We start from the raw sequence: 20535 nt of genomic DNA on the forward strand, positions 1-20535 counted from the left end.
CTCGGCGCGCTGGTGCGTTCGTGCCAGAGTGGACGGGTGACCGACGACTCTCGAATCGCCGAACTGCGCGCGGCCGTTGCCGCGCTGATGCCACAGGCGAAAACCGATCTGACACAACTGGTCTCGTTCCAATCGGTGGCCGATCCCAGGCAGTTCCCGCCGGCGGAGTGCGACCGTGCCGCCCAGTGGGTGGCCGACGCGTTCGCGGCCGTGGGACTGACCAGGGTGGGCCTGCACGAGACACCGGACGGCAGCAAGGCGGTGATCGCCTCGCGCCCCGCACCCGATGGCGCGCCGACCGTGCTGCTGTACTGCCACTACGACGTCCAGCCGCCGCTGGACAGCGCCGCTTGGGACTCGCCGGTCTGGGAGCTCACCGAGCGCGACGGCCGCTGGTACGGCCGTGGCAGCGCCGACTGCAAGGGCAACATCGTCATGCACTTGACCGCGTTGCGCGCGGTGGGGGCCGAACTGCCGCTCGGTATCACGGTGGTCGCCGAGGGCTCCGAGGAGCAGGGCACCGGCGGGCTGGAGCGGTTCGTCGAGGCCAACCCGGACCTGCTGCGTGCCGACGCGATCGTGATCGGTGACTGCGGCAACTTCGCGGCGGGCGTGCCGACACTGACCGAGACGTTGCGCGGCAACGTCAATGTCGTGGTGACCGTCGAAACCCTCTCGGGGCCGCTGCATTCCGGCATGTACGGCGGCGCGGCGCCGGACGCGCTCGCGGCGCTGATCCACCTGCTCGCCTCGCTGCGCGACGAGCACGGCAACACCACCGTCGCGGGTCTGACGAACGACCAGAGCTGGACCGGCGTGCAGTATCCGGAGGACCAGTTCCGCAGCGACGCCGGCCTTTTGCCCGGTGTCGAACGCACCGGTGACGGCACGGTCTCCGACATGCTGTGGGCCCGGCCCGCGTTGACCGTGCTCGGCATCGACGCGCCGCCCGTGGTCGGGTCGGCCGCCGCCGTCCAGCCCGCCGCCCGCGCCCGGCTCAACCTGCGCATCCCGCCCGGCACCGATCCGGATCAGGCGCACAAGGCGCTCGTCGCGCACCTCGAGGCGAACACCCCATGGCACGCGAAGCTCACCATCGAGCTGGAAGGCGTCGGCGGCGCGTTCCGGTCGAACAGCGGCGGGCCTGCGCGCGAGGCGATGGCGGCGGCGCTGGCGGCCTCCTACGGCCGTGCCACGACGACCCAGGGGCAGGGTGGGTCGATACCGCTGTGCAACGTCTTCGCCGAGACCTACCCGGACGCCGAGATCATGCTGCTCGGCGTCGAGGAGCCGAAGGCGCTGATCCACGCGCCCAACGAGAGCGTCGACCCCGGCGAGATCGAGCACATGGCGTTGGCCGAGGCGTTGTTCCTGCTCGACTACGCCGCGCGGGCGCGTTAGAACTCGCGCTGGTCTTCGGGCTCGATCACGGTGAATTCTGTTTCGGCAGGCCCCATTTCGGACAGCCTGCCGAAATAGATGCCCTGCGCGGCCTGCTCGATGATGCCGTAGTGGATGGGCAGCGCGGTGCGCGGCCGGACCGCACGCAGGTAGTCCACCGCCTCGCTGATCCGCATCCACGGTGCGGCGGCGGGCAGCGCGAGCACGCCGACGGGGACCGGCGGCACCCACAGCGAGTCACCCGGATGCACCAGCTGCGCCGGATCGTCCGGAGTGCCCAGCTGGTAGACGGTGTTGTCGACCACGGGCAGCTCCGGATGGATCACCGCGTGCCTGCCGCCGCCACCGGTGATCCGCAGCTCGCCGAGGGTGAGCACGTTGCCCGCGTGCACCGCCTGCCACGGCTCGCCGCGCTGCTGTGCGGTCTGCGGATCGGCGAACAGCCGCGCGCCCGGATTGGCCTCGATCAGCGCCTCGATCCGGTTCGGGTCGATGTGGTCGGGGTGCTGGTGGGTGATCGCGATCGCGTCCAGGCCGGTGAGGCCCTCGAAGCCGTGCGAGAAGGTGCCGGGATCGAAAAGCACCCGCTTGCCGTGCAGCTCGACGAGTAGGCAGGAGTGGCCGAAGTGAGCTATGCGCATGGCGCCATGTTATGCGCGGTGCGGCGCGCGGACGGTGCCCGCGATTTGGCCGACCCCGGAGATGCCGCGGGCAACCAGCACAACTACGCTGCTGAGGTAACCCCCCACCCCACTTGAGGAGCAACGCGTGGCACGAGTCGTGGTCGAGGTGATGCCGAAGGCCGAGATCCTGGACCCCCAGGGACAGGCCATCGTCGGTGCACTCCCGCGCCTGGGATTCGAGGGCATCTCGGATGTACGGCAGGGCAAGCGATTCGAGCTCGACGTCGACGACAATGTCGGCGACGCGGAGCTGGCGCAGATCGCCGAATCGCTGCTGTGCAACACGGTGATCGAGGAGTGGAAGGTGGTTCGCCTGCCATGACGGCGCGCATCGGAGTCATCACCTTTCCGGGCACGCTCGATGATGTCGACGCGGCCCGCGCGGTGCGGCTGGCCGGCGCCGAGGCGGTCAGCCTCTGGCATGCCGACGCCGATCTGAAGCAGGTCGACGCGGTCGTCGTGCCCGGCGGCTTCTCCTACGGTGACTACCTGCGGGCCGGCGCGATCGCCCGGTTCGCCCCGGTGATGGGCGAGGTCGTGCGTGCGGCCCGGTCCGGCCTGCCGGTGCTGGGAATCTGCAACGGTTTTCAGGTGCTGTGCGAGGCCGGTCTGCTGCCCGGCGCGCTGACCCGCAACGAAGGCCTGCACTTCATCTGCCGTGACGAGTGGTTGCGGGTGGAGTCGGCGTCGACCGTGTGGACCTCGCGCTACGAGGTGGGTGCCCAGATCTTGATTCCGCTCAAGTCGGGCGAGGGCCGCTACCAGGCCTCCACCGCCGTGCTCGACGAGCTGGAGGGCGAGGGCCGGGTGGTCTTCCGTTACGCGGGCGACAACCCGAACGGGTCGCAGCGCGGCATCGCGGGCATCGCCTCGGCGGACGGCCGCATCGTCGGCCTGATGCCGCACCCCGAGCACGCGACCGAGCCGCTCACCGGCCCGAGCGACGACGGGCTCGGCCTGTTCCTCTCGGTGCTGGACACCCTCGTCTCGGCCTGATCGGCCGCAGCGTTCAGGTGATCCGGTCGACGATGTCGAATTCGACGCCGTCGGCACGGGCGATATAGCCGTGCTGGATCGCCTGATTGCCTTGAAAGGCGCGCTGGCCGCCCGGGGTGTCCAGAATGATCCCGTGGTCCAGCGCGCCGAGGACTTCCGGCACGCGCAACGTGCCGACCGCGTGCGCGAGGCCGGCGAGCGTGTGAATGGCCTCGTAGGTCATATTGCTGAAACTGGTCAGCGCGGGGGCGAATTCGCCGTGGCGCCTGCGATAGCGGGCCACCCGGTCGCGCCCGTCGGGTGAATGCTCGTCGATGAAGAAGCTCGACGCTACATAGAAGTTGTGATTGGCGGCCGCACCGGCCGCCAGCAAGACGTTCTCGTCGGCCGCCGGACTGATCCGCAATTGCGATGCCGCGCGCCCGGTCGCCGCGAACTGCCGGTTGAATCGGGACACGTCGGCGCCGACCATCAGGATCATCACGCCCTGGGCCCGATCGAGCGCGGGATGGGAGAGGAAGTCGCCGAAATCGGGCGAGCCGAGCGGCACGAACCGCTCGAGCACGATGGCCTCGGGGTCGGCCAGGCTGTTGCGGATCGCCTTGGCCGATTCGCGCGGCCAGATGTAGTCGTTGCCGATGATGGCCCAGCGGTGAATGCCGTGCTCGCGGGCCAGCCAGCGCACGGCGGGCAGTGTCTGTCCCGCCGGGTGCTCGCCGAGCATCAGCACACCGGGCAGCTCGTCCGCCAGCCCCTCGTGCCCGGTGGCGAACAGATAGGGCACCCGGCTCGCGGTCGCCCGCGCCACCGCGAGGCGCACCGCGGAGGTGTGCCAGCCGGTGATCGCGTCCACCATCCCGGTCGCGAGCAGCGCCGAGACCTCACTGGCCACCTCGTGCGGCGGCCTGCCGCCATCGATATTCGTAGTACGAATTTCGCGCCCGAGAATTCCTGTGCCCCGGTTGATTTCGTCGACCGCCAGCGAAATCGCCGCGTCGCACGAGGGGGCCACGATACCGCCCGGACCCTGCATCGGAACGATGTTCAGGATCTCGATAGTGCCCTCTGGGCTCTCGCCGAACGCTGACATTCGGTACTCTTCTTCTCGTTCGAGCGAAATTCATGGCAGGCAGGAAATAACAATGACGACCATTGTAAGCGGATATTCGACGCTGCATGGTGCGCTGCGTGCCGCAGAACGCGGTTGGCTGCGTCACTTGGACGCAGCGCTGTGTGCCAGGCAGCTCACGGCCGATCAGTGGTCGATGCTGTCGAATCTCTCCAGCGAGACCGGCATCACGATGAGCGAGCTTGCGGCCAGGTCACAGCTGGCGCCGTCCTCGGCGACCAGGCACGCGGACTACCTGGCCGAGCGCGGTCTCATCTTCCGGCTCGCGGCACAGGACGACCGCAGGCGGATCCTGATCGGGCTCAGCAGGCTCGGCACGGAACTCGTCGCGTCGGTGCGCGCCGAAGAGGCACGCGCGGAACAAGAACTGCGCGCGCGGATCGGTGCGCGCCGTTACGCGGACCTCATGCGCCTGCTGGAACTCGTTTCCGTCAACCCGGGGTAAGCGCGTATTCATCCGATGTCTGCCCTGAACGTCCGATCTGTCCGTGAAGGTGTGTTCGTCCGCGCGTCAAACGATTCCGGCCGGAATCAATAGCGAGTCTCGGGCAATTCGAACCGAAGCGCCGATTGTTCGGTGGGCATGTAAGTGACCGTTCATTGCGTCCGCGTAATACTCGCGGCCGCACGCGCGCCCCGCGGCATCGCCGCGGGGCCCACCGGCCTCCTGGCGCCATCGGTGCGGGCCGGGCGACTAACTTCATCCTTCTTTCCTTTTTTTGTTGCCACGGCAGACGGCGGGGTCGAGCCGTCGCCTCGCGCTGCCGTCTGCCGGATTGGGTTGTGCGGGTTGAGTATTGATTTGGTCGGACGACCGACCAAATAATTAACGAGTAGGCATATTCGATTTAAAAGAAGTCCGGAGCGCGGCGACTTCGTTTAATTTGCCGACACGCCGGGTCGGATCGTCACGTGCCACGTGACAGTTGGCATGATCACGTGCGCTAAGTCATCCATGGATCGACCTACAAACAGGAGGAACAATGCTGCTGCCCGTGGTTGGAAGTATGGCCGGTGCCGCTATTGCCGCGCTGACCGTCATCCTCGGCATCATCATCGCGGTCATCTAGCACTCCGTTCAGACCGAGTTCGTGAAACTGCCTCCGGTGTGAGGCGACCTCGGCTAAGTTCCTTGAAATGTCGAGGTAGTTCGACATCTGAAATCCGCAGCGGCACTCCGTCGCTGTGTGATCACTAGCTCTACCGACAACAGGAGGAACTATGCTTCTGCCCGTGGTTGGAAGTATGGCCGGTGCTGCCATTGCGGCTCTTACCGTGATCCTCGGGATCATCATCGCGGTCATCTAGCTTCCACAGCTGGCTGAGCTCTCCCCGCCTCTTCCCCGAGGCGATCCTCGGCTGATTTCCGCTACGGCCGAGATGGTTTGACATTCTGAAATCGAGAGTGGCATGATCGCCGCTGCTCGATTAAATGGTTCAACCGACAAACAGGAGGAACAATGCTTCTGCCCGGTGTTGGTAGTTTTCTGGGTGCGGCTGTCGCGGCCCTGGGTGTGATTCTGGGTATCATCGTCGCGGTCGTCTAGTCAGCGCCTTCGGCACTGCTAGCTGAGATCGCCACCGCCTCTCGTCCGAGGCGCCCTCGATCCGAATTCTGTGTGATCGAGGATGTTCGACAATCAATGGATCGACCGACAAACAGGAGAAACAATGCTTCTGCCCGGTGTTGGTAGTTTCTTGGGTGCTGCTGTGGCGGCCCTGGGCGTGATTCTCGGCATCATCGTCGCCGTCATCTAGTTGGCGCCGCCCGGCTTCATCGTGCCGGGCTTCATGAGGAATCGGACTACTTCCAGCTGGAGTCTCCGAGCCTGTTGAAATCTGCATCGCCTCGACTCCGAGGCGCCCTCGGTGAACATTCGAATCGTCGAGGTAGTTCGACAGACTGCATGCCACACAGTTGGCATCATCTCTACTTTCCGACAGTGATCGACCGACAAACAGGAGGAACAATGCTTCTGCCCGGTGTTGGTAGTTTCTTGGGTGCAGCCGTGGCGGCCCTGGGCGTGATTCTGGGAATCATCGTCGCCGTCGTGTAGTTGCGACCTCTGACTGGGCACCGATCCAGTCAGCACAGAACGAAATCGTGCCGGACGACTGCAGCGTCCGGCACGCTTCTTTTTCTGCAGACAAGTGCGTTGGATCGCATTCGATCGATGTGCCGGCCGGGATGGTCTCGATGGCGTAGCTCAGGTCATCCGGCGGTACGGGGGAGTCATCTCTTTCGCGGCTACCGGGGACGTCGCCGCGGTCCGCAGTCGGCCTGCCGTGTGCCGGGGGCGGTTCCTCGCCCGGCGGTGCGCACGTGCCCGAGCACGACTCGGCCGCTATGCATCGAAGCCCGCTGTGTACATCGAAGCCCGCTGTGTATATCGAAGCCCGCTGTGTCTCGGGGCATGCGAGGTCTCGGCACCTGCTGTGTCTCGCGACCCGCTATGGTCTTGAACCTGGCCTGCCCCGAAACCTGTTGTCCCGCAAACGAAACGGAGGACCGGGCGGCCCGTGTGCAGGCCGGACCCGGTCCTCCGCTTCGTCGAGCCGGTGGACGTCGGGAACTACTCCTTGACGCCCATGCCGCGTGCGAGGGTCGGCCAGGACAGCTTCAGCTCGTCCTCCCAGTAGCCCCACGAATGCGTGCCGGTCGGGTGGATGGTGAAGGTGGCCGGAATGCCAAGGGAATCCAGCTTCGTCTTCAGATTCTGGGTGCAGTGCGCGGTGGCCGCCTCGATCATTCCGCCGATGATGATCTGATTGGCCAGACCGCTCGGGCCGGGCTGTGTATGCGGCCCGTTCAGGGTGTCGTAACGGCCCGGCAGGCCATTGCCCGAGGAGATGTACAGTTCGGTGCCGCGCAGGCCCTCAGCGTTGACGTAGGGGTCATTGGCGATCCAGTCCTCGGAACCGGTGGGTCCCCACATGTTCTCGTGGTTGGCGCCGCCGTATCCGTCGACGACGAATTTCACGAATCGCGAACCGAGCGGGTCGCTGGTCTGCGCGCATCCGCTGTATGCGGCGGCCACGTTGTAGAGGCCCGGCTTCGCGATGGGAAGTGCGAGCACGGTGGTGGCGGAGGTCGAGATCCCCGCGATGCCGTTGACGCCATTCGTGCCGAGTGCCGCATCGATGATCGGGGGCAGTTCTTCGGTCAGGTAGGTCTTCCATTTGTTGCGCCCGAGTACCGGATCGTCCTTGATCCAGTCGGTGTAGTAACTGAACATTCCGCCGATCGGGAGGATCAGGTTCACGTCCTTGTCCGCCATGAACGCGCGGGCATCGCTTTGCGCCTGCCACGAGGCGATGTCGATACCGCCGCCCGCGCCGCTCAGCAGATACAGGCTCGGTCGCGGTTTCGAGGTATCGGCCGGGCGCTGGATTTCGACCGGAAAGGTCTTGTCCATCGCCGCAGAATAAACCTGGAGTCGGATATTGCGGTCGTCGATGGTCTCCGTGTCGGTTATCCGAGAGCCGTCCGGCGCGGTAACCGAAGTGGTCACGAGTTTCGCATCGGTGGCTGGGTCGGCCGTTGCCGCCGATATACCCAGTGTGGTCATGGCGCAGGCGAGCAGTCCGGTCGCCGCGAGGGAGGCTACGGAACGTGATCTGCGGGAGTTGTGTGCTTCTGCGTTTACGCTCCAATTCATAGGACAAGCTTTTAGCACGCCGCTCGGATCGCACATGCGGCGACACGAACCAATGTCCGAATTACGTAGAATCATCGACAAACTGGTCAGTTGTCACAGGTGTCGTTTTCCGAAGCCGTCAAGGGGCGCAACGTTCTTCGTCGCACGGTCGGTCACCGCGTCGCCGCCGTGGAAATCCCGGGTGCAATTCGGCATGTCCGGCCGCGAATTCGTGGACTTATCCGGGGCGGATCGGACGCACTTGGTACTTCGCCGAAGTCCTTGGGTACCATCTGCGCCGGGGTATTCAGCCCCGACATCCGATCGAGCTCTCCGAAGGGTGAATTCATGAAGATGCTCAACCCGCGTTACGCCTTCGCTTCTCTCGTCATCACCGGTATCGCCGCCGGCGCTTCGCTGTTCGGCACCGGAATTGCCACGGCGGATATGATCAACGATCTCGCTCCGCTGCTGAGCTCGGAATGCACCTTCAAGCAGATCGACGCCGCGATTCATCAGGACGCGCCGGAGATGGCCGCGAAGCTCGACGCCTCGCCGGTGCAGAAGATGGCCCTGGAGGCGGCTTACAGCGTGCCGACCGACGTGCGCGTGGAGACGTTCCAGAAGTTCACCGAGCAGAAGAAGGACGGGGTCGAGACCCCGCTCGATTCCATGAGCCCGGACCTGGGCGACAGGATGACCAAGATCAGCACCTCCTGCAAGACGTTCCCGCAGGCGTAGTTTCGCGCCAGCACCACTTGGGCACGCGCGCTGTTCGACGGACAGTGGGTGGGCAGGTCGGCGTTCGCGCCTCGGCGAGGACGCCACCGGCCCCGCTCACGATCGGCGCTGTGCCCCGGAACTAGATCAACACCGCGCACCCGTGCCTAGGATCGAAAGCATGCCCGTTTCCGCAACTGCTGCCACGGCCACCGGGTTGTGCGCGTTTGTCGACGAATCGCCCTCGCCCTTCCACGTCTGCCGCACGGTGGCAACCGAGCTGGAGGCCAATGGCTTCACCAGGCTCGCCGAGGCCGATCCGTGGCCCGCGGGCGGGCCGGGTAAGCACTTCGTGGTGCGCGGTGGCTCGCTGATCGCCTGGGCCGCGACCGAGGGCACGGCGGGGACGCCGTTCCGGGTGGTCGGCGCGCACACCGACAGCCCGAACCTGCGGGTCAAGCAGCACCCGGATCTGGCATCGGCGGGCTGGCAACTGGTCGGCCTCGAGCCGTACGGCGGTGCCTGGCTGAATTCCTGGCTGGATCGCGAACTCGGCATCTCAGGGCGGCTGAGCGTGCGCGACGGAGATGCGGTGCGCGAGAAGCTGGTTCGCATCGACGATCCGATCCTGCGGGTGCCGCAGCTGGCCATTCACCTGTCCGACGACCGCAAGGGCGTCGCGCTGGATCCGCAGCGGCACGTGAACGCGGTGTGGGGCGTCGGCCGGGAGCCGCGCTCCTTCGTCGAATTCGTCGCCGAGCGGGCCGATCTCGACCCCGCGCAGGTGCTCGGCTGGGAGCTGATGACCCACGATCTGGCGCCGAGCCGGATCGTCGGGCGCGACCAGGATCTGGTCTCCGCGCCGCGGCTGGACAATCAGGGCACCTGCTATGCGGGCCTGCAGGCCTTTCTCGCCGCGGTCGCCGCGCCGGGCGCCGCGATTCCGGTACTCGTCATGTTCGACCACGAGGAGGTCGGCAGTCAGTCCGATCGCGGCGCCCAGTCCGATCTGCTGCCGCGGGTGCTGGAGCGGATCGTGCTCGCCCGCGGCGGCGACCGCACCGAATACCTTGCCGCGCTGGCTGGTTCGGTGGTGGCCTCCGGTGACATGGCGCACGCGACGCACCCGAACTACCCGGAGCGGCACGAGCCCGCGCACCGGATCGAGGTGAACGGCGGACCGGTGCTCAAGGTCAACCAGAACCTGCGCTACGCCACCGACGCGGCGGGCGCGGGCGCGTTCGCGCTGGCCTGCGCGCAGGCTGGAGTTCCGTTGCAGCGCTACGTGCATCGCGCCGATCTACCCTGCGGTTCGACGATCGGCCCGATGACGGCCGCTGGCACCGGCATGACGACGGTCGACGTCGGCGCGCCCCAGCTGGCCATGCACTCCGCGCGGGAAATGATGGGCGCCGCCGATGTCGGGGCCTACGCGGCGGCGCTGGCCGCCTTCCTCACGCCCGCGGCCACCGGGCGGTAGGTCAGTACCGCGACGACGAAGACGGCGAGGGTGGCCAGCACATAGCTGCTGCCGATGAGCTGCTGCCACCACGCCCAGTCGAGTTCCTTGTCGTCGGAGTGCGGCAGCAGCCACTGCGGTCCGATCAGGAACATGACCGTCAGCACGCCGACGCAGCCGAGGAACACCGGCGAGCGCTTGCCGCGCACGATCAGTTCGGCGGTCACCACCGCGGCGGGCGCGATCCACACCCAGTGGTGCGACCAGGACACCGGCGAAACCAGCAGTACCGCAGCCGCGTTCACCAGCAGTGCGGCCACCGTGGCGCCCGCATCGATCAGCCTGCGCATCCAGATCGCGGCCAGGCCGACCGCGACCAGCGACAGTGCGATCCACAGCACGGTGGCCACCGAGTCGGGCACGCCGAGCCGGAACGTCATGCCCTTGATCGATTGGTTGCCCGCGAAGTAGGGCGGCCCGATCCGGCCGGTGTCGGCCAGGGTGTGGAACCAGTACTCGGTCGAATCGCTGGGGAACAACAGGAATCCGACGCCCACCGCCGCGATCGCCGAGACGATCAGCGTGCCCGCCGCCTTCCAGTCCTTGCGCAGCAGGAAATACAGCAGGTACCCGCCGGGGATGAGCTTCACCGACACCGCGATGCCGATCAGCATGCCGCGCGGCCAGAACGGCTTGCGCACCAGGCAATCCAGCGCGACGGCGGCCATCAGCACCAGGTTGATCTGACCGAAACCGAAGGTCTGGCGGATCGGTTCGAAGGTCTGCAGCACCGCGACCGCGCCGATCACCAGGGTGCACATGGTGATCGTGGACAGCCCTGGCCGGATTCGCGCGAGCACCAGCCACAGCGTGATGGCCAGGCTCGCCAGCGAACTCGTCAGCACGACCACCTCGGCGACCGACAGCGGGATCAGCGCGAGCGGGGCGAAGAACAGCGCGGCGAGCGGGGGATAGGTGAACGGCAGTCCGATCCCGGCGACCGGCGGCATCGGGCCGTAGAGTTCGCCGTCGTCCAGCCACACCTTGGCGCCGTTGCGGTACACCTGTAGGTCGATGTAGCCGTACCACCAGTGCGCGGCCAGCGACAGCGCCGCGGATGCGGCGAACAGGCCGATGGCCAACAGTAGCCAGCGCACCCGGGCAGTCGGCTCGGTGCCGGTGGCGGCCTGCCCGTCGTGCTCGGCGACCGGCTCGGCCTTCGCGACAACCGGCGCGGCGGAATCCGCGGTCCCCGATCGTTCGTTCACGGGGCAAGAGTAACTGTGTGGGACGGTGTGACCCGCGTCGGCGCGCATGGTCCGCCCGTCGCCGTGTGACCTGCCGCACAGGAATGCGGCGAACCGGGCGTGAGGTGTATGCGGCCCGGTGCCCACGAACGGTGACGGCTAAACTTCCAGGCGAATCCCCAGCTTCGCGCTCCCGGCCCGAAAGGACCCTGGTACCCCGTGACTTCGCAGGTCGACACCGTCGGCGCCGCCGCAGCAACTCCCGATGTGCCGCAACCCTATAAAGAGCTGGGTCTCAAGGACGACGAGTACGCCCGGATCAAGGACATTCTCGGTCGCAGGCCGACCGACGCCGAGCTGGCGATGTACTCGGTGATGTGGAGCGAGCACTGCTCCTACAAGTCGTCCAAGGTGCACCTGCGCTACTTCGGGCAGACCACCACCGAGCAGATGCGGGCCTCGATGCTGGCAGGCATCGGCGAGAACGCGGGTGTGGTCGACGTCGGCGACGGCTGGGCGGTCACCTTCAAGGTCGAAAGCCATAATCACCCGTCCTACGTCGAGCCCTACCAGGGTGCGGCGACCGGTGTCGGCGGCATCGTGCGCGACATCATGGCGATGGGCGCGCGCCCGATCGCGGTGATGGATCAGCTGCGCTTCGGCGCCGCGGACGCGGCCGACACCCGGCGCGTGGTCGACGGTGTGGTGCGCGGGATCGGCGGCTACGGCAACTCGCTCGGCCTGCCGAACGTCGGCGGCGAGACCGTGTTCGATCCGTCCTACCAGGGCAATCCGCTGGTGAACGCGCTGTGCGCCGGCGTGATGCGGGTCGAGGACCTGCACCTGGCCTTCGCCTCCGGCACCGGCAACAAGATCATCCTGTTCGGCGCGCGCACCGGCCTCGACGGCATCGGCGGCGTCTCCGTGCTCGCCTCGGACACCTTCTCCGGTGACGAGTCGGGCACCGGGCGCAAGAAGCTGCCGAGCGTGCAGGTGGGCGACCCGTTCACCGAGAAGGTGCTCATCGAGTGCTGTCTCGAGCTGTACGCGGCCAAGCTGGTGGTCGGCATCCAGGACCTCGGCGGCGCCGGATTGTCCTGCGCCACCTCTGAACTGGCGGCCGCGGGCGACGGCGGCATGCACATCGAGCTGGACCGGGTGCCGATGCGCGCCACCGGCATGACCCCGGCCGAGGTGCTCTCCAGCGAATCGCAGGAGCGCATGTGCGCGGTGGTGACTCCGGAGAACGTGGACGCGTTCATGGCCGTGTGCCGCAAGTGGGACACCCTGGCCACGGTGATCGGCGAGGTCACCGACGGTGACCGGTTGGTCGTCACCTGGCACGGCGAGACCGTGGTCGACGTCCCGCCGCGCACTGTCGCGCACGAGGGCCCGGTGTACGAGCGGCCGGTGCGGCGCCCGGACGAGCAGGACGCGCTGACCGCCGACCGCACCGACAAGCTGGCCCGCCCGAAGACCGGCGACGAACTGCGTGCCACGCTGCTGCGGATGCTGGCCAGCCCGCAGCTGTGCAGCCGCAAGTGGATCACCGAACAGTACGACCGCTACGTGCGCGGCAACACCGTGCTCGCCGAGCACGCCGACGCGGGCGTCATCCGGATCGACGAGGAGACCGGGCGCGGTATCGCGCTGGCCACCGACGCCTCCGGCCGCTACACCAAGCTGGATCCGTACACCGGCGCGCAGCTCGCGCTGGCCGAGGCGTTCCGCAATGTCGCCACCACCGGCGCGACCCCCAAGGCCGTCACCAACTGCCTCAACTTCGGTTCGCCGGAGGACCCCGGCGTGATGTGGCAGTTCCAGCAGGCCGTGCGCGGTCTTGCGGACGGCTGTGTGGCACTTGGCATTCCGGTGACCGGCGGCAACGTGAGCTTCTACAACCAGACCGGCCAGACGGCCATCCTGCCGACCCCGGTGGTCGGCGTGCTCGGCGTGATCGACGACGTGCACCGGCGCATCCCGACCGGGCTCGGCCTGGAGCCGGGGGAGACGCTGATCCTGCTCGGCGAGACCCACGACGAGTTCGACGGCTCGATCTGGTCCCAGGTGGTGCACGATCACCTGGGCGGTGTGCCGCCGAAGGTCGACTTCGCGCGCGAGCAGCTGCTCGCCGAGGTGCTCACCGCGGGTTCGCGTGACGGCATGATCAGTGCCGCGCACGATCTTTCGGAGGGCGGGCTGATCCAGGCCGTCGTCGAGGCCGCGCTGGCCGGCGAAACCGGTTGCCGCATCCTGCTGCCCGAGGACGCCGATCCGTTCGTCGCGTTGTTCTCCGAATCGGCGGGCCGGGTGCTCGTCGCCGTGCCGCGCTCGGAAGAGACCAGGTTCACCAAGATGTGCACCGCCCGCGAACTGCCGTGGGTGCGCATCGGCGTGGTCGACCAGGGTGCGGATTCGGTTGAGGTACAGGGGCAGTTCAGCGTCCCCATGGACGAGCTGCGGGCCGCGCACGAGGGCACGCTGCCGAAGTTGTTCGGGGCTGCTCCGCCTCTCCGGGATTCTTAGGCCAGATTCAGGTGCGGGGTGCGGAGCGCCGGCGGCAGGCGGACGGGGATCGGCGGAGTCAGCCGGTCCCCGGCGAGTTACCCATGTTCGTGCGAAATCAGTTGCCGTTTTCTCTCTTCGGGCTCGTCGTCGCGACGCTGTTCTTCGCGCTGTCGCTGACTCCGTCGCTGCTGCCGCGGGATTGGCTGTTCGAGGGGCTCGTCGGCGGGATCAACGCGGCCATCGGCTATGGCTTCGGTTGTCTGCTGGAATTGATGTACCGCAGCTGGATTCGCCCACGGCTGCCCGTCAGGGTGACCACGGTGCTCGCGGACCTGCCCGGCTGGCTGCCCGCGGTGGCGAAGGTGACGGTGCTGGTCGGCTGCCTCGTCGTCGCGGTGCTCATGCTGGTGCAATCGGCGCGCTGGCAGCGCGAGATCACCCAGCTGATGGGCATGGACGACGTCACGACCAGTGGCTTCCTGCGCACCGGCGCGTTGAGCGCCGCGGTGATCGCGCTGGTCATCGGGGTGTTCCGCGCCGTTCGCCTGCTGGTGCGCCTGGTCGCGGCCGAGCTGAGCAAGCGGGTGCACGTCCCGCGCCGGCTGGCCATGCCGCTCGGTTTCCTGATCGTCACCGTCGTGGCCGTCACCCTGTTCAACGGCGTACTGGCGAAAGCCTTCTTCTCCGTGGCGAATTCGGCGTTCAGCGTGCGCAACAGCCACACCTCGCCGAACGCCACCCAACCGCGGCTGCCCGAAAGATCGGGCAGCCCCGCCTCATTGGCCAAGTGGGAGACCCTCGGTTCGGAGGGCCGCTGGTTCGTCTCCTACGTGCCGAGCGCCGCGGACATCGAGCGGGTCACCGGCAAACCCGCCAGGGAGCCGATCCGCGTCTACACCGGCCTGGAGTCGGCGGACGGACCGCAGGCGCAGGCCGAGCTGGCCGTCGCCGAGCTCGAGCGCACCGGTGCCTTCGACCGCAAGGTCCTGGTCGTGGTGACCACGACCGGCACCGGCTGGGTCGACTCGACCAGCGCCGAGTCCGTGGAGATGATGTACGGCGGCGACAGCGCGATCGTCGCCACCCAGTACTCGTATCTGCCCAGCGTGCTGTCCTTCCTTTCGGACCGGGACAAGGCGACGCAGATGGGAAAGCTGGTGTTCGACAAGGTCTATGAGCACTGGTCGGCGCGGCCGGAACAGGCGCGGCCGAAGCTGCTCGTCTACGGGGAGAGTCTCGGCTCGCAGGGCGCCGAGGGCGCGTTCTCCGGCCTCGCGGATCTGCGCAACCGCACCGACGGCGTGCTCTGGGTCGGGCCGCCGAACTCGAATCGGCTGTGGCGTGAGTTCGTCACGCGCCGCGACCCCGGTTCCCCCGAAGTGCTGCCGACCTACGCCGACGGCCTCGTGGTGCGCTTCGCCGACGGTCGCGGTGACCTGTGGCAGCCGTCGAGCACCTGGCTCCCGCCGCGGGTCGCCTACCTGCAGCACGCGTCCGACCCGGTGGTGTGGTGGTCGCCGGATCTGCTGTTCACCGAACCGGATTGGTTGCGCGAGCCGCGCGGCGCGGACGTGTCGCCGACGATGGCGTGGTATCCGATCGTCACGTTCTGGCAGGTCGCGGCCGACCTGCCCAATGCCCAAGGCGTCGAGGACGGACACGGGCATCGGTACGGCACGCTGGTGCTCGATGCCTGGGCCGCGATCGCGCAGCCGCCGGACTGGACCGCCGATCTCTCGGATCGGATCCGAAACTACTTGGCGGAGTCGGCCGTTCGGGAACGCTCGCTCAAGTGAGCAGCCGCCGCGCGTGCCTGGGCGGGCCAGGACCCCTCGTCACCGGGCCCGCCCAGGAGCGGTGATCAGGCGATGGTGTTGAACGGATCGTGCTCGGCGAGCAGCTTTTCCATTCGTGCCTGATCGATGCGACCGTGTACGGTCGCGGCTTCGTGCTGGTCGCGCACCACCTTCGCCAGGGTGAAGGTGCTGGTGACCAGGAACAGCAGGCTCATCGCCAGGAAGCTGCGCTGCCAGATGTCCAGCGGCAGATACAGAATGCCCGCGCCTGCCCCGAAAAAGCTGACGCCGAACGCGATCGCGGCCTGTGCGACGAAGGCCGAGGTGGTCTTCGGCTGTGCGTTGGGAGTGCTCATACCGAGAATTCTGGCGATACGCGCACCCGCACAACCGCGTACAACTACTCGAGGGCCCTGGGTAGTTGCCGACCCGCCGATGCGCGAGATGACGGGCGCGATAGCGAGTGTGATCTGTGTCGATCCGCCCGATGGCGGCCTGGCCAACGCCGCAAGGCGCAACCGGACCGCCATACTGTTGCGGTGATGATCGTTATGGCACCGCTCGCGACCGAACCGCGCCCGCGCTGAGTTCGTGCTCGAGACCGCCTCCACCCTGACGAAGCTGCGTGCGCGCGGCGTCGTCGTCGTGCGGCGCGCCGAAGACATCATCGACCTGAACTATGTCGGGCTGGTGTTCGCGACGCTGTTCTTCGCGTTGTCGGTGACGCCGTCGCTGGTGCCGCGGGACTGGTTGTTCCAGGGACTGATCAGTGGGCTGAACGCGGCGATCGGTTACGGCGTCGGCTGCGTGCTCGAGTGGTTGTTCCGACTGTGGGTGCGGCCGCGGCTGGCGAAGTTCGTCCCGCCGCCGCCCACCTGGGTGCGCTACGCCGTGAAGTCCGCGATCCTGTTCACCGCGGCGTTGAGCGCGGCGCTGATGCTGGTGCAATCGGCGCGCTGGCAGCGCGAGATCACCGCGCTGATGAACATGGAAGGCACCACGACCCCGGCCTATCTGCGCACCGGCCTGTTGAGCATGGCGGTCGGCGCCGCGGTGGTGGCCGGATACCGGACCGTGCGCGTGACCATCCTGTTCCTGGCCCGACTGCTCAACCGGTGGGTTCGGGTGCCGCGCGAGCTGGCGCCTGCGGCCGGGTTCCTGGTGCTCGTCGTGCTGACCGTGACGATCTTCAACGGTGTGGCCTCGCGGGCGTTCTTCGCCGTGGCCAACTCGGCGTTCAGCGTGCGCAACGACCACACCTCGCAGTACGCCATCCAGCCGACCCAGCCGGAACGTTCCGGCAGCCCCGCGTCCCTGGCGAAATGGGAGACCCTCGGCTTCGAGGGCCGGTGGTTCGTCTCGCACGGACCGACCGCGAGCAAGATCAGCGAGGTGACCGGAAAGCCCGCGCGCGAGCCGATCCGGGCCTACGTCGGGTTGGAGTCGGCCAGTGATGGGCAGGAGCCCGCCGAGCTCGCTGCCGCCGAACTCGAGCGGACCGGCGCGTTCGACCGCAAGGTGCTCGTGGTGGTGACGACCACCGGCACCGGCTGGGTGAACGCGATGGCGGCCGGGGCGATCGAGTACATGTACGGCGGCGACAGCGCGATCATCGCCACGCAGTACTCGTATCTGCCGAGCGTGCTGTCGTTCCTCGCCGACCGCGGCAAGGCCGCGACCGCCGGAAAGCAGTTGTTCGACGCGGTGTATCGGCATTGGAGCGCGCGGCCGCAGCAGCAGCGGCCCAAGCTGCTGGTCTACGGCGAAAGCCTGGGCTCGCAGGGTTCCGAGGCCGCCTTCGACGGCCTCGCCGACCTGCGTACGAAGGTGGACGGTGCGCTGTGGGTGGGGCCGCCGAACTCGAATCGGCTGTGGGAGCAGTTCGTTTCGCGCCGCGATCCCGGGTCGCGGGCGGTCGAGCCGGTCTACGCCGACGGGCTGGTTGTCCGATTCGCCTCCGACAGCGCCGATCTCGCGCGCCCGTCGACCGAGTGGCGGCCACCGCGGATCGCGTACCTGCAACACGCCTCGGACCCGATCGTCTGGTGGTCGACCGATCTCATCTTCTCGCAACCGGATTGGTTGTCCGAGCCGCGCGGCTCGGACGTCTCCTCGCAGATGCGCTGGTGGCCCTTCGTCACGTTCTGGCAGGTCGCCGCCGATCTCACCAATGCCCAGGGGGTCACCGACGGGCACGGGCACCGCTACGGCAGCCTCGTGCTGGACGGCTGGGCGGCCATCGCGGCACCACCGGACTGGACCGCGGAGCTCTCGGATCGGATCAGGACACAGATCGAGGCCGCCGAGGATTTCGAACGGAAGATCAAGTGAGTCGGTTACCGAAAGCTGTTGCCGCCATCGGCATCCCATTGGCGTGGAGCAATCTCGTACGGCCCGGACTCGGCCTCGGGCCGCGCGGGCGCAGCGCGGCCAACGCCGGGTTCGCGACGGCGTACGCGCTCGCCTTCGGGGGTGCGCCTAATTGGCTCTCCACGAAGGGTTTTCGCTACGGGGCGGTGTCGGCAGCGCTGGTTGCCGCCGGTTACGGTGCGGCCCTTGCCGTGCCGTCAGCGCGCAAGGGGCTGGCGGCGGCCGCCGATCGCGCGCCCGATGTCCCGATCGCCGAGTGGGTGGGCGTGCACATCCCGATCGGCACGGTGTACAGCGAGGAGCTGGTCTTCCGCGGCACGCTGGAACCGGTGCTGGACCATGCTTTCGGTCCGGCCGCCGCAACCGTGATCGGCTCGGCGACCTTCGGTCTCTGGCATATCCATCCGGCCCGCGCTACGGGTGACAGCGTGCCGCTCACCGTCGCCGTCACCGCCGCGGGCGGTCTCGTCTTCGGCTGGCTCCGTCGCCGCACCGCGAGTGCCACCGCCCCCGCCCTGCTGCACCTGGCCACCAACGTCGGCGGTGCTCTCGCCCCGCAATGCGCCCGGCACCAGTCCCGTTGGCGTGCGCACGCGCACTAGTTGCTCTGCCGCACACGGGTTTGTCAGCAAATGTGCGCGCGGCGTGCGAACCAGTGCGCGGCGTGCGAATTAGTGCGCGGGAGGTGGCGGTAGTCGGTCGGTAGTCTCGGTGGGGTGGCACGACAATCGGTGAGTCCGGGCGAGCTCCGGTCGGCGGTGGACGCGGTGAGCGCGTGGTTGCGTGACGAGACGGTGGCGGCTCCCGCCCGCACCGAGCTGGCCGCGGCGGTCCGCGCCAGCGCCCGTGCCCTCGCCGCCTCCGCGCCCGGCCATTCGGTGGAGGTGCGGGTGCCCCCGTTCGTCGCTGTGCAATGCGTCGAGGGCCCACGCCACACCCGGGGCACACCCCCGAACGTTGTCGAAACCGATCCGCGCACCTGGTTGTTGCTGGCCACCGGCCTGCTGGAATTCGAAGCCGCCGTCGCCGCGGGCACGCTCACCGCCTCCGGCAATCGCGCCGCCGAGGTGGCCCACTGGCTGCCCGTCACCAAGCCCGCCGTCGACTGATCCGCCGTCTGATCGGCGTCAGGCACCGGTGCCGCGTCGAGGAACCTCGGCACGTTTCCCGACGCCCGCAGGCCGCGTTGTCGCCGAGACAACTCCGGTATCAGCTCCTCCCGACTTGCCGGGCGAGGAACTGAACGGTGGATGGAACCGGTGCGGACTTAGACACCGGCCGGTCCGGGTCACGCTTCGACGCGGTTGGTGCGGTGCAGGCCCTTCCGGTCGTAGAAGCGGGTGATCGCGGCGCCGAAGGCCAGGCCGATGGCGAGGCCGAGCACGGCCATCCAGACTCCGCGTGAGAGGCCCGCCTCGAAATTCGCGTCGAAGTACAGGATGGCGCGGATGCCGAGGAAGACCTGGTGCATCGGCTCGAAGGAGGCGAGCCAGCCGAAGTACTGCGGGGTCGCTTCGATCGGGACGGTACCGCCGGAGGAGGGCAGGCCGAGGATGATGAACAGGATCAGGTTCACCAGCAGGCCCGCCGAGCCGATCGCGGCCAGCATGGACAGGCCGGTGGCGCCGACGGCGATGATCGCGAGCGCGCTGTAGAGGAACAGCGCCAGCGGATGATCGATCGGCATGTTCAGGATCTTGCCGACGATCAGGAACACCGCCGAGACGATGTTCGCGGTCACCACCAGCACGCCCCACTTGATCAGCAGGGTGCGGAAGCGGGAGATCGGTGTCGGGGGATAGTGCACGTACCAGGGGCCGTATTCGGTGGGCACGAAGCCGAGCTGAGCGTCGATCATCGTGTGGATGACCATCGCGCCGACCACGCCGGCCAGCAGCAACAGCAGGGCGTAGAAGAACGCGGACAGGCCTTGGCCGGTGCCGTCGGGCAACGGACGGTACTGCTGCACAACGACCTTCACCGGATCGGCGATCGCGAGCCGGGTCGCGCCGGACAGCTCGGGCGCGGGCGGAGCACCGGGCTGCGGCTTCAGCTGCTCGTTCACCTGATCGGTGAGCTGCTTGCCGACCTGCTTGTTCACCTCGGTCAGCGCCTGATTGCCGACGCGCAACACGATCTGGGTGCCGAACGCGCCGGTGCGCGGGTTGGTCTGCAGCGTGATGATCGGGCGCTCCACGTCGCCGGGGATCACGCTGCCGATGCCGAGATTGCCGAGCTGCTTGCTGAAGTCGCCGGGGATCACGATCGCGCCGTAGACCGCACCGGACTTCAGCTGCCGCTCGGCCTCGCTGATGCCGAGCACGCGCAGATCGACCTTGTCCGCGGGCACGCCGGTGCGCAGCGCCTCGGTGATCTGGTCACCGAAGTTCACCTGTTGCTGACCGTCGGCCTTCTTGATGACATCGCCCACATCCTGATTCACCAGGGCGATCGGGAAGTCGTGCAGATTCTCTTCCGGATCGACGACGTAATCCAGATACATGATGCCGAGCAGAGCGGTCAGCAAGGTCAGCACCGAGATGGGAAACAGCACCATGCGGGCCCATGGCCGGCGCTTGTTTCCCGTT

At 67.6% G+C, this 20535-nt stretch carries 18 protein-coding genes; 12 read left to right on the forward strand and 6 right to left on the reverse strand.

Annotation, left to right across the window (positions count from 1 at the left end; all coding sequences use genetic code 11):
- The first annotated feature begins 36 nt into the window (after window positions 1-36).
- Window positions 37-1401, forward strand: coding sequence for a dipeptidase (locus F5X71_RS03300; RefSeq protein WP_167460613.1), 1365 nt, complete (start codon window positions 37-39; stop codon window positions 1399-1401).
- On the opposite strand, the gene F5X71_RS03305 is transcribed toward F5X71_RS03300, so the two are convergent.
- Window positions 1398-2042, reverse strand: a complete 645-nt coding sequence (locus F5X71_RS03305; RefSeq protein ID WP_167460614.1) for an MBL fold metallo-hydrolase — start codon at window positions 2040-2042, stop codon at window positions 1398-1400. The two genes, F5X71_RS03300 and F5X71_RS03305, sit on opposite strands and share 4 nt — an antisense overlap.
- Window positions 2043-2169: 127 nt before the next feature.
- Here F5X71_RS03305 and purS point away from each other — a divergent pair, with 127 nt between their 5' ends.
- Together purS and purQ are read left to right on the forward strand one after the other, a co-directional pair.
- A complete protein-coding gene (gene purS / locus F5X71_RS03310; RefSeq protein WP_167460615.1) occupies window positions 2170-2406 on the forward strand; it encodes a phosphoribosylformylglycinamidine synthase subunit PurS in 237 nt (78 codons plus the stop codon).
- A complete protein-coding gene (purQ, locus tag F5X71_RS03315) occupies window positions 2403-3080 on the forward strand; it encodes a phosphoribosylformylglycinamidine synthase subunit PurQ (protein WP_167460616.1) in 678 nt (225 codons plus the stop codon). The genes purS and purQ overlap by 4 nt, the downstream gene beginning before the upstream one ends.
- 13 nt (window positions 3081-3093) lie before the next feature.
- Here the strand turns inward: purQ and F5X71_RS03320 are convergent, their stop codons facing one another.
- Complete coding sequence (locus F5X71_RS03320) at window positions 3094-4170, reverse strand: substrate-binding domain-containing protein (RefSeq protein ID WP_167460617.1); 1077 nt, start codon at window positions 4168-4170, stop codon at window positions 3094-3096.
- Window positions 4171-4222: 52 nt separating this feature from the next.
- On the opposite strand from F5X71_RS03320, the gene F5X71_RS03325 reads away from it, so the two are divergent.
- Both F5X71_RS03325 and F5X71_RS37380 read left to right on the forward strand, forming a co-directional pair.
- Entirely contained in the window at window positions 4223-4654 is a 432-nt protein-coding gene (locus F5X71_RS03325; protein ID WP_167460618.1) for a MarR family winged helix-turn-helix transcriptional regulator, read from the forward strand.
- 1184 nt (window positions 4655-5838) lie between these two features.
- Entirely contained in the window at window positions 5839-5967 is a 129-nt protein-coding gene (locus F5X71_RS37380) for a hypothetical protein (RefSeq protein ID WP_256656707.1), read from the forward strand.
- Between the two features lie 815 nt (window positions 5968-6782).
- Here F5X71_RS37380 and F5X71_RS03330 read toward each other — a convergent pair.
- Window positions 6783-7778 carry an alpha/beta hydrolase gene (locus tag F5X71_RS03330; protein WP_167466171.1) on the reverse strand — a complete coding sequence of 332 codons (996 nt, stop codon included), beginning with the start codon at window positions 7776-7778 and terminating at the stop codon, window positions 6783-6785.
- 417 nt (window positions 7779-8195) lie between these two features.
- Here F5X71_RS03330 and F5X71_RS03335 point away from each other — a divergent pair, with 417 nt between their 5' ends.
- Together F5X71_RS03335 and F5X71_RS03340 are read left to right on the forward strand one after the other, a co-directional pair.
- Window positions 8196-8588: a hemophore-related protein gene (locus F5X71_RS03335; protein WP_167460619.1), complete on the forward strand. Its 393-nt coding sequence runs from the start codon at window positions 8196-8198 to the stop codon at window positions 8586-8588.
- Between the two features lie 160 nt (window positions 8589-8748).
- Window positions 8749-10047 carry a M18 family aminopeptidase gene (locus F5X71_RS03340; protein WP_167460620.1) on the forward strand — a complete coding sequence of 433 codons (1299 nt, stop codon included), beginning with the start codon at window positions 8749-8751 and terminating at the stop codon, window positions 10045-10047.
- Here the strand turns inward: F5X71_RS03340 and F5X71_RS03345 are convergent.
- Window positions 9996-11294, reverse strand: a complete 1299-nt coding sequence (locus tag F5X71_RS03345) for a glycosyltransferase 87 family protein (RefSeq protein WP_167460621.1) — start codon at window positions 11292-11294, stop codon at window positions 9996-9998. The genes F5X71_RS03340 and F5X71_RS03345 overlap by 52 nt on opposite strands.
- Window positions 11295-11492: 198 nt before the next feature.
- Here F5X71_RS03345 and purL point away from each other — a divergent pair, with 198 nt between their 5' ends.
- A complete protein-coding gene (gene purL, locus F5X71_RS03350; protein WP_167460622.1) occupies window positions 11493-13799 on the forward strand; it encodes a phosphoribosylformylglycinamidine synthase subunit PurL in 2307 nt (768 codons plus the stop codon).
- An 83-nt stretch (window positions 13800-13882) separates the two neighbouring features.
- Window positions 13883-15577: an alpha/beta hydrolase gene (locus tag F5X71_RS03355; protein WP_238815695.1), complete on the forward strand. Its 1695-nt coding sequence runs from the start codon at window positions 13883-13885 to the stop codon at window positions 15575-15577.
- A 65-nt stretch (window positions 15578-15642) separates the two neighbouring features.
- On the opposite strand, the gene F5X71_RS03360 is transcribed toward F5X71_RS03355, so the two are convergent.
- Window positions 15643-15933, reverse strand: coding sequence for a YiaA/YiaB family inner membrane protein (locus tag F5X71_RS03360; protein WP_014981461.1), 291 nt, complete (start codon window positions 15931-15933; stop codon window positions 15643-15645).
- 235 nt (window positions 15934-16168) lie between these two features.
- Between F5X71_RS03360 and F5X71_RS03365 the strand changes: the two genes are divergently transcribed.
- The 3 genes from F5X71_RS03365 to F5X71_RS03375 all read left to right on the forward strand — a co-directional run bounded on the left by F5X71_RS03365 (window position 16169) and on the right by F5X71_RS03375 (window position 19056).
- Window positions 16169-17908: an alpha/beta hydrolase gene (locus F5X71_RS03365; protein ID WP_167460623.1), complete on the forward strand. Its 1740-nt coding sequence runs from the start codon at window positions 16169-16171 to the stop codon at window positions 17906-17908.
- Window positions 17905-18549 carry a CPBP family intramembrane glutamic endopeptidase gene (locus F5X71_RS03370; RefSeq protein WP_167460624.1) on the forward strand — a complete coding sequence of 215 codons (645 nt, stop codon included), beginning with the start codon at window positions 17905-17907 and terminating at the stop codon, window positions 18547-18549. The genes F5X71_RS03365 and F5X71_RS03370 overlap by 4 nt, the downstream gene beginning before the upstream one ends.
- Window positions 18550-18663: 114 nt before the next feature.
- Complete coding sequence (locus F5X71_RS03375) at window positions 18664-19056, forward strand: sterol carrier family protein (RefSeq protein WP_167460625.1); 393 nt, start codon at window positions 18664-18666, stop codon at window positions 19054-19056.
- Between the two features lie 179 nt (window positions 19057-19235).
- Here the strand turns inward: F5X71_RS03375 and F5X71_RS03380 are convergent, their stop codons facing one another.
- On the reverse strand, window positions 19236-20504 hold the full coding sequence (locus F5X71_RS03380) for a YhgE/Pip domain-containing protein (RefSeq protein WP_167466172.1): 1269 nt from the start codon (window positions 20502-20504) through the stop codon (window positions 19236-19238).
- Window positions 20505-20535 lie beyond the last annotated feature (31 nt).

The organism is Nocardia brasiliensis (genome assembly GCF_011801125.1).
Lineage (GTDB): Bacteria > Actinomycetota > Actinomycetes > Mycobacteriales > Mycobacteriaceae > Nocardia > Nocardia brasiliensis_C.

What these genes read in the sequence shown, in the direction of transcription:
- F5X71_RS03340 (WP_167460620.1), top strand. Translation starts at nt 8,749, where the DNA reads ATGCCCGTTTCCGCAACTGCTGCCACGGCCACCGGGTTGTGCGCGTTT.
- F5X71_RS03325 (WP_167460618.1), top strand. Translation starts at nt 4,223, where the DNA reads ATGACGACCATTGTAAGCGGATATTCGACGCTGCATGGTGCGCTGCGT.
- F5X71_RS03320 (WP_167460617.1), bottom strand. Translation starts at nt 4,170, where the DNA reads ATGTCAGCGTTCGGCGAGAGCCCAGAGGGCACTATCGAGATCCTGAAC.
- F5X71_RS03305 (WP_167460614.1), bottom strand. Translation starts at nt 2,042, where the DNA reads ATGCGCATAGCTCACTTCGGCCACTCCTGCCTACTCGTCGAGCTGCAC.
- F5X71_RS03335 (WP_167460619.1), top strand. Translation starts at nt 8,196, where the DNA reads ATGAAGATGCTCAACCCGCGTTACGCCTTCGCTTCTCTCGTCATCACC.
- F5X71_RS03330 (WP_167466171.1), bottom strand. Translation starts at nt 7,778, where the DNA reads ATGACCACACTGGGTATATCGGCGGCAACGGCCGACCCAGCCACCGAT.
- F5X71_RS03355 (WP_238815695.1), top strand. Translation starts at nt 13,883, where the DNA reads ATGTTCGTGCGAAATCAGTTGCCGTTTTCTCTCTTCGGGCTCGTCGTC.
- F5X71_RS03360 (WP_014981461.1), bottom strand. Translation starts at nt 15,933, where the DNA reads ATGAGCACTCCCAACGCACAGCCGAAGACCACCTCGGCCTTCGTCGCA.
- F5X71_RS03380 (WP_167466172.1), bottom strand. Translation starts at nt 20,504, where the DNA reads ATGGTGCTGTTTCCCATCTCGGTGCTGACCTTGCTGACCGCTCTGCTC.
- purQ (WP_167460616.1), top strand. Translation starts at nt 2,403, where the DNA reads ATGACGGCGCGCATCGGAGTCATCACCTTTCCGGGCACGCTCGATGAT.
- F5X71_RS37380 (WP_256656707.1), top strand. Translation starts at nt 5,839, where the DNA reads ATGTTCGACAATCAATGGATCGACCGACAAACAGGAGAAACAATGCTT.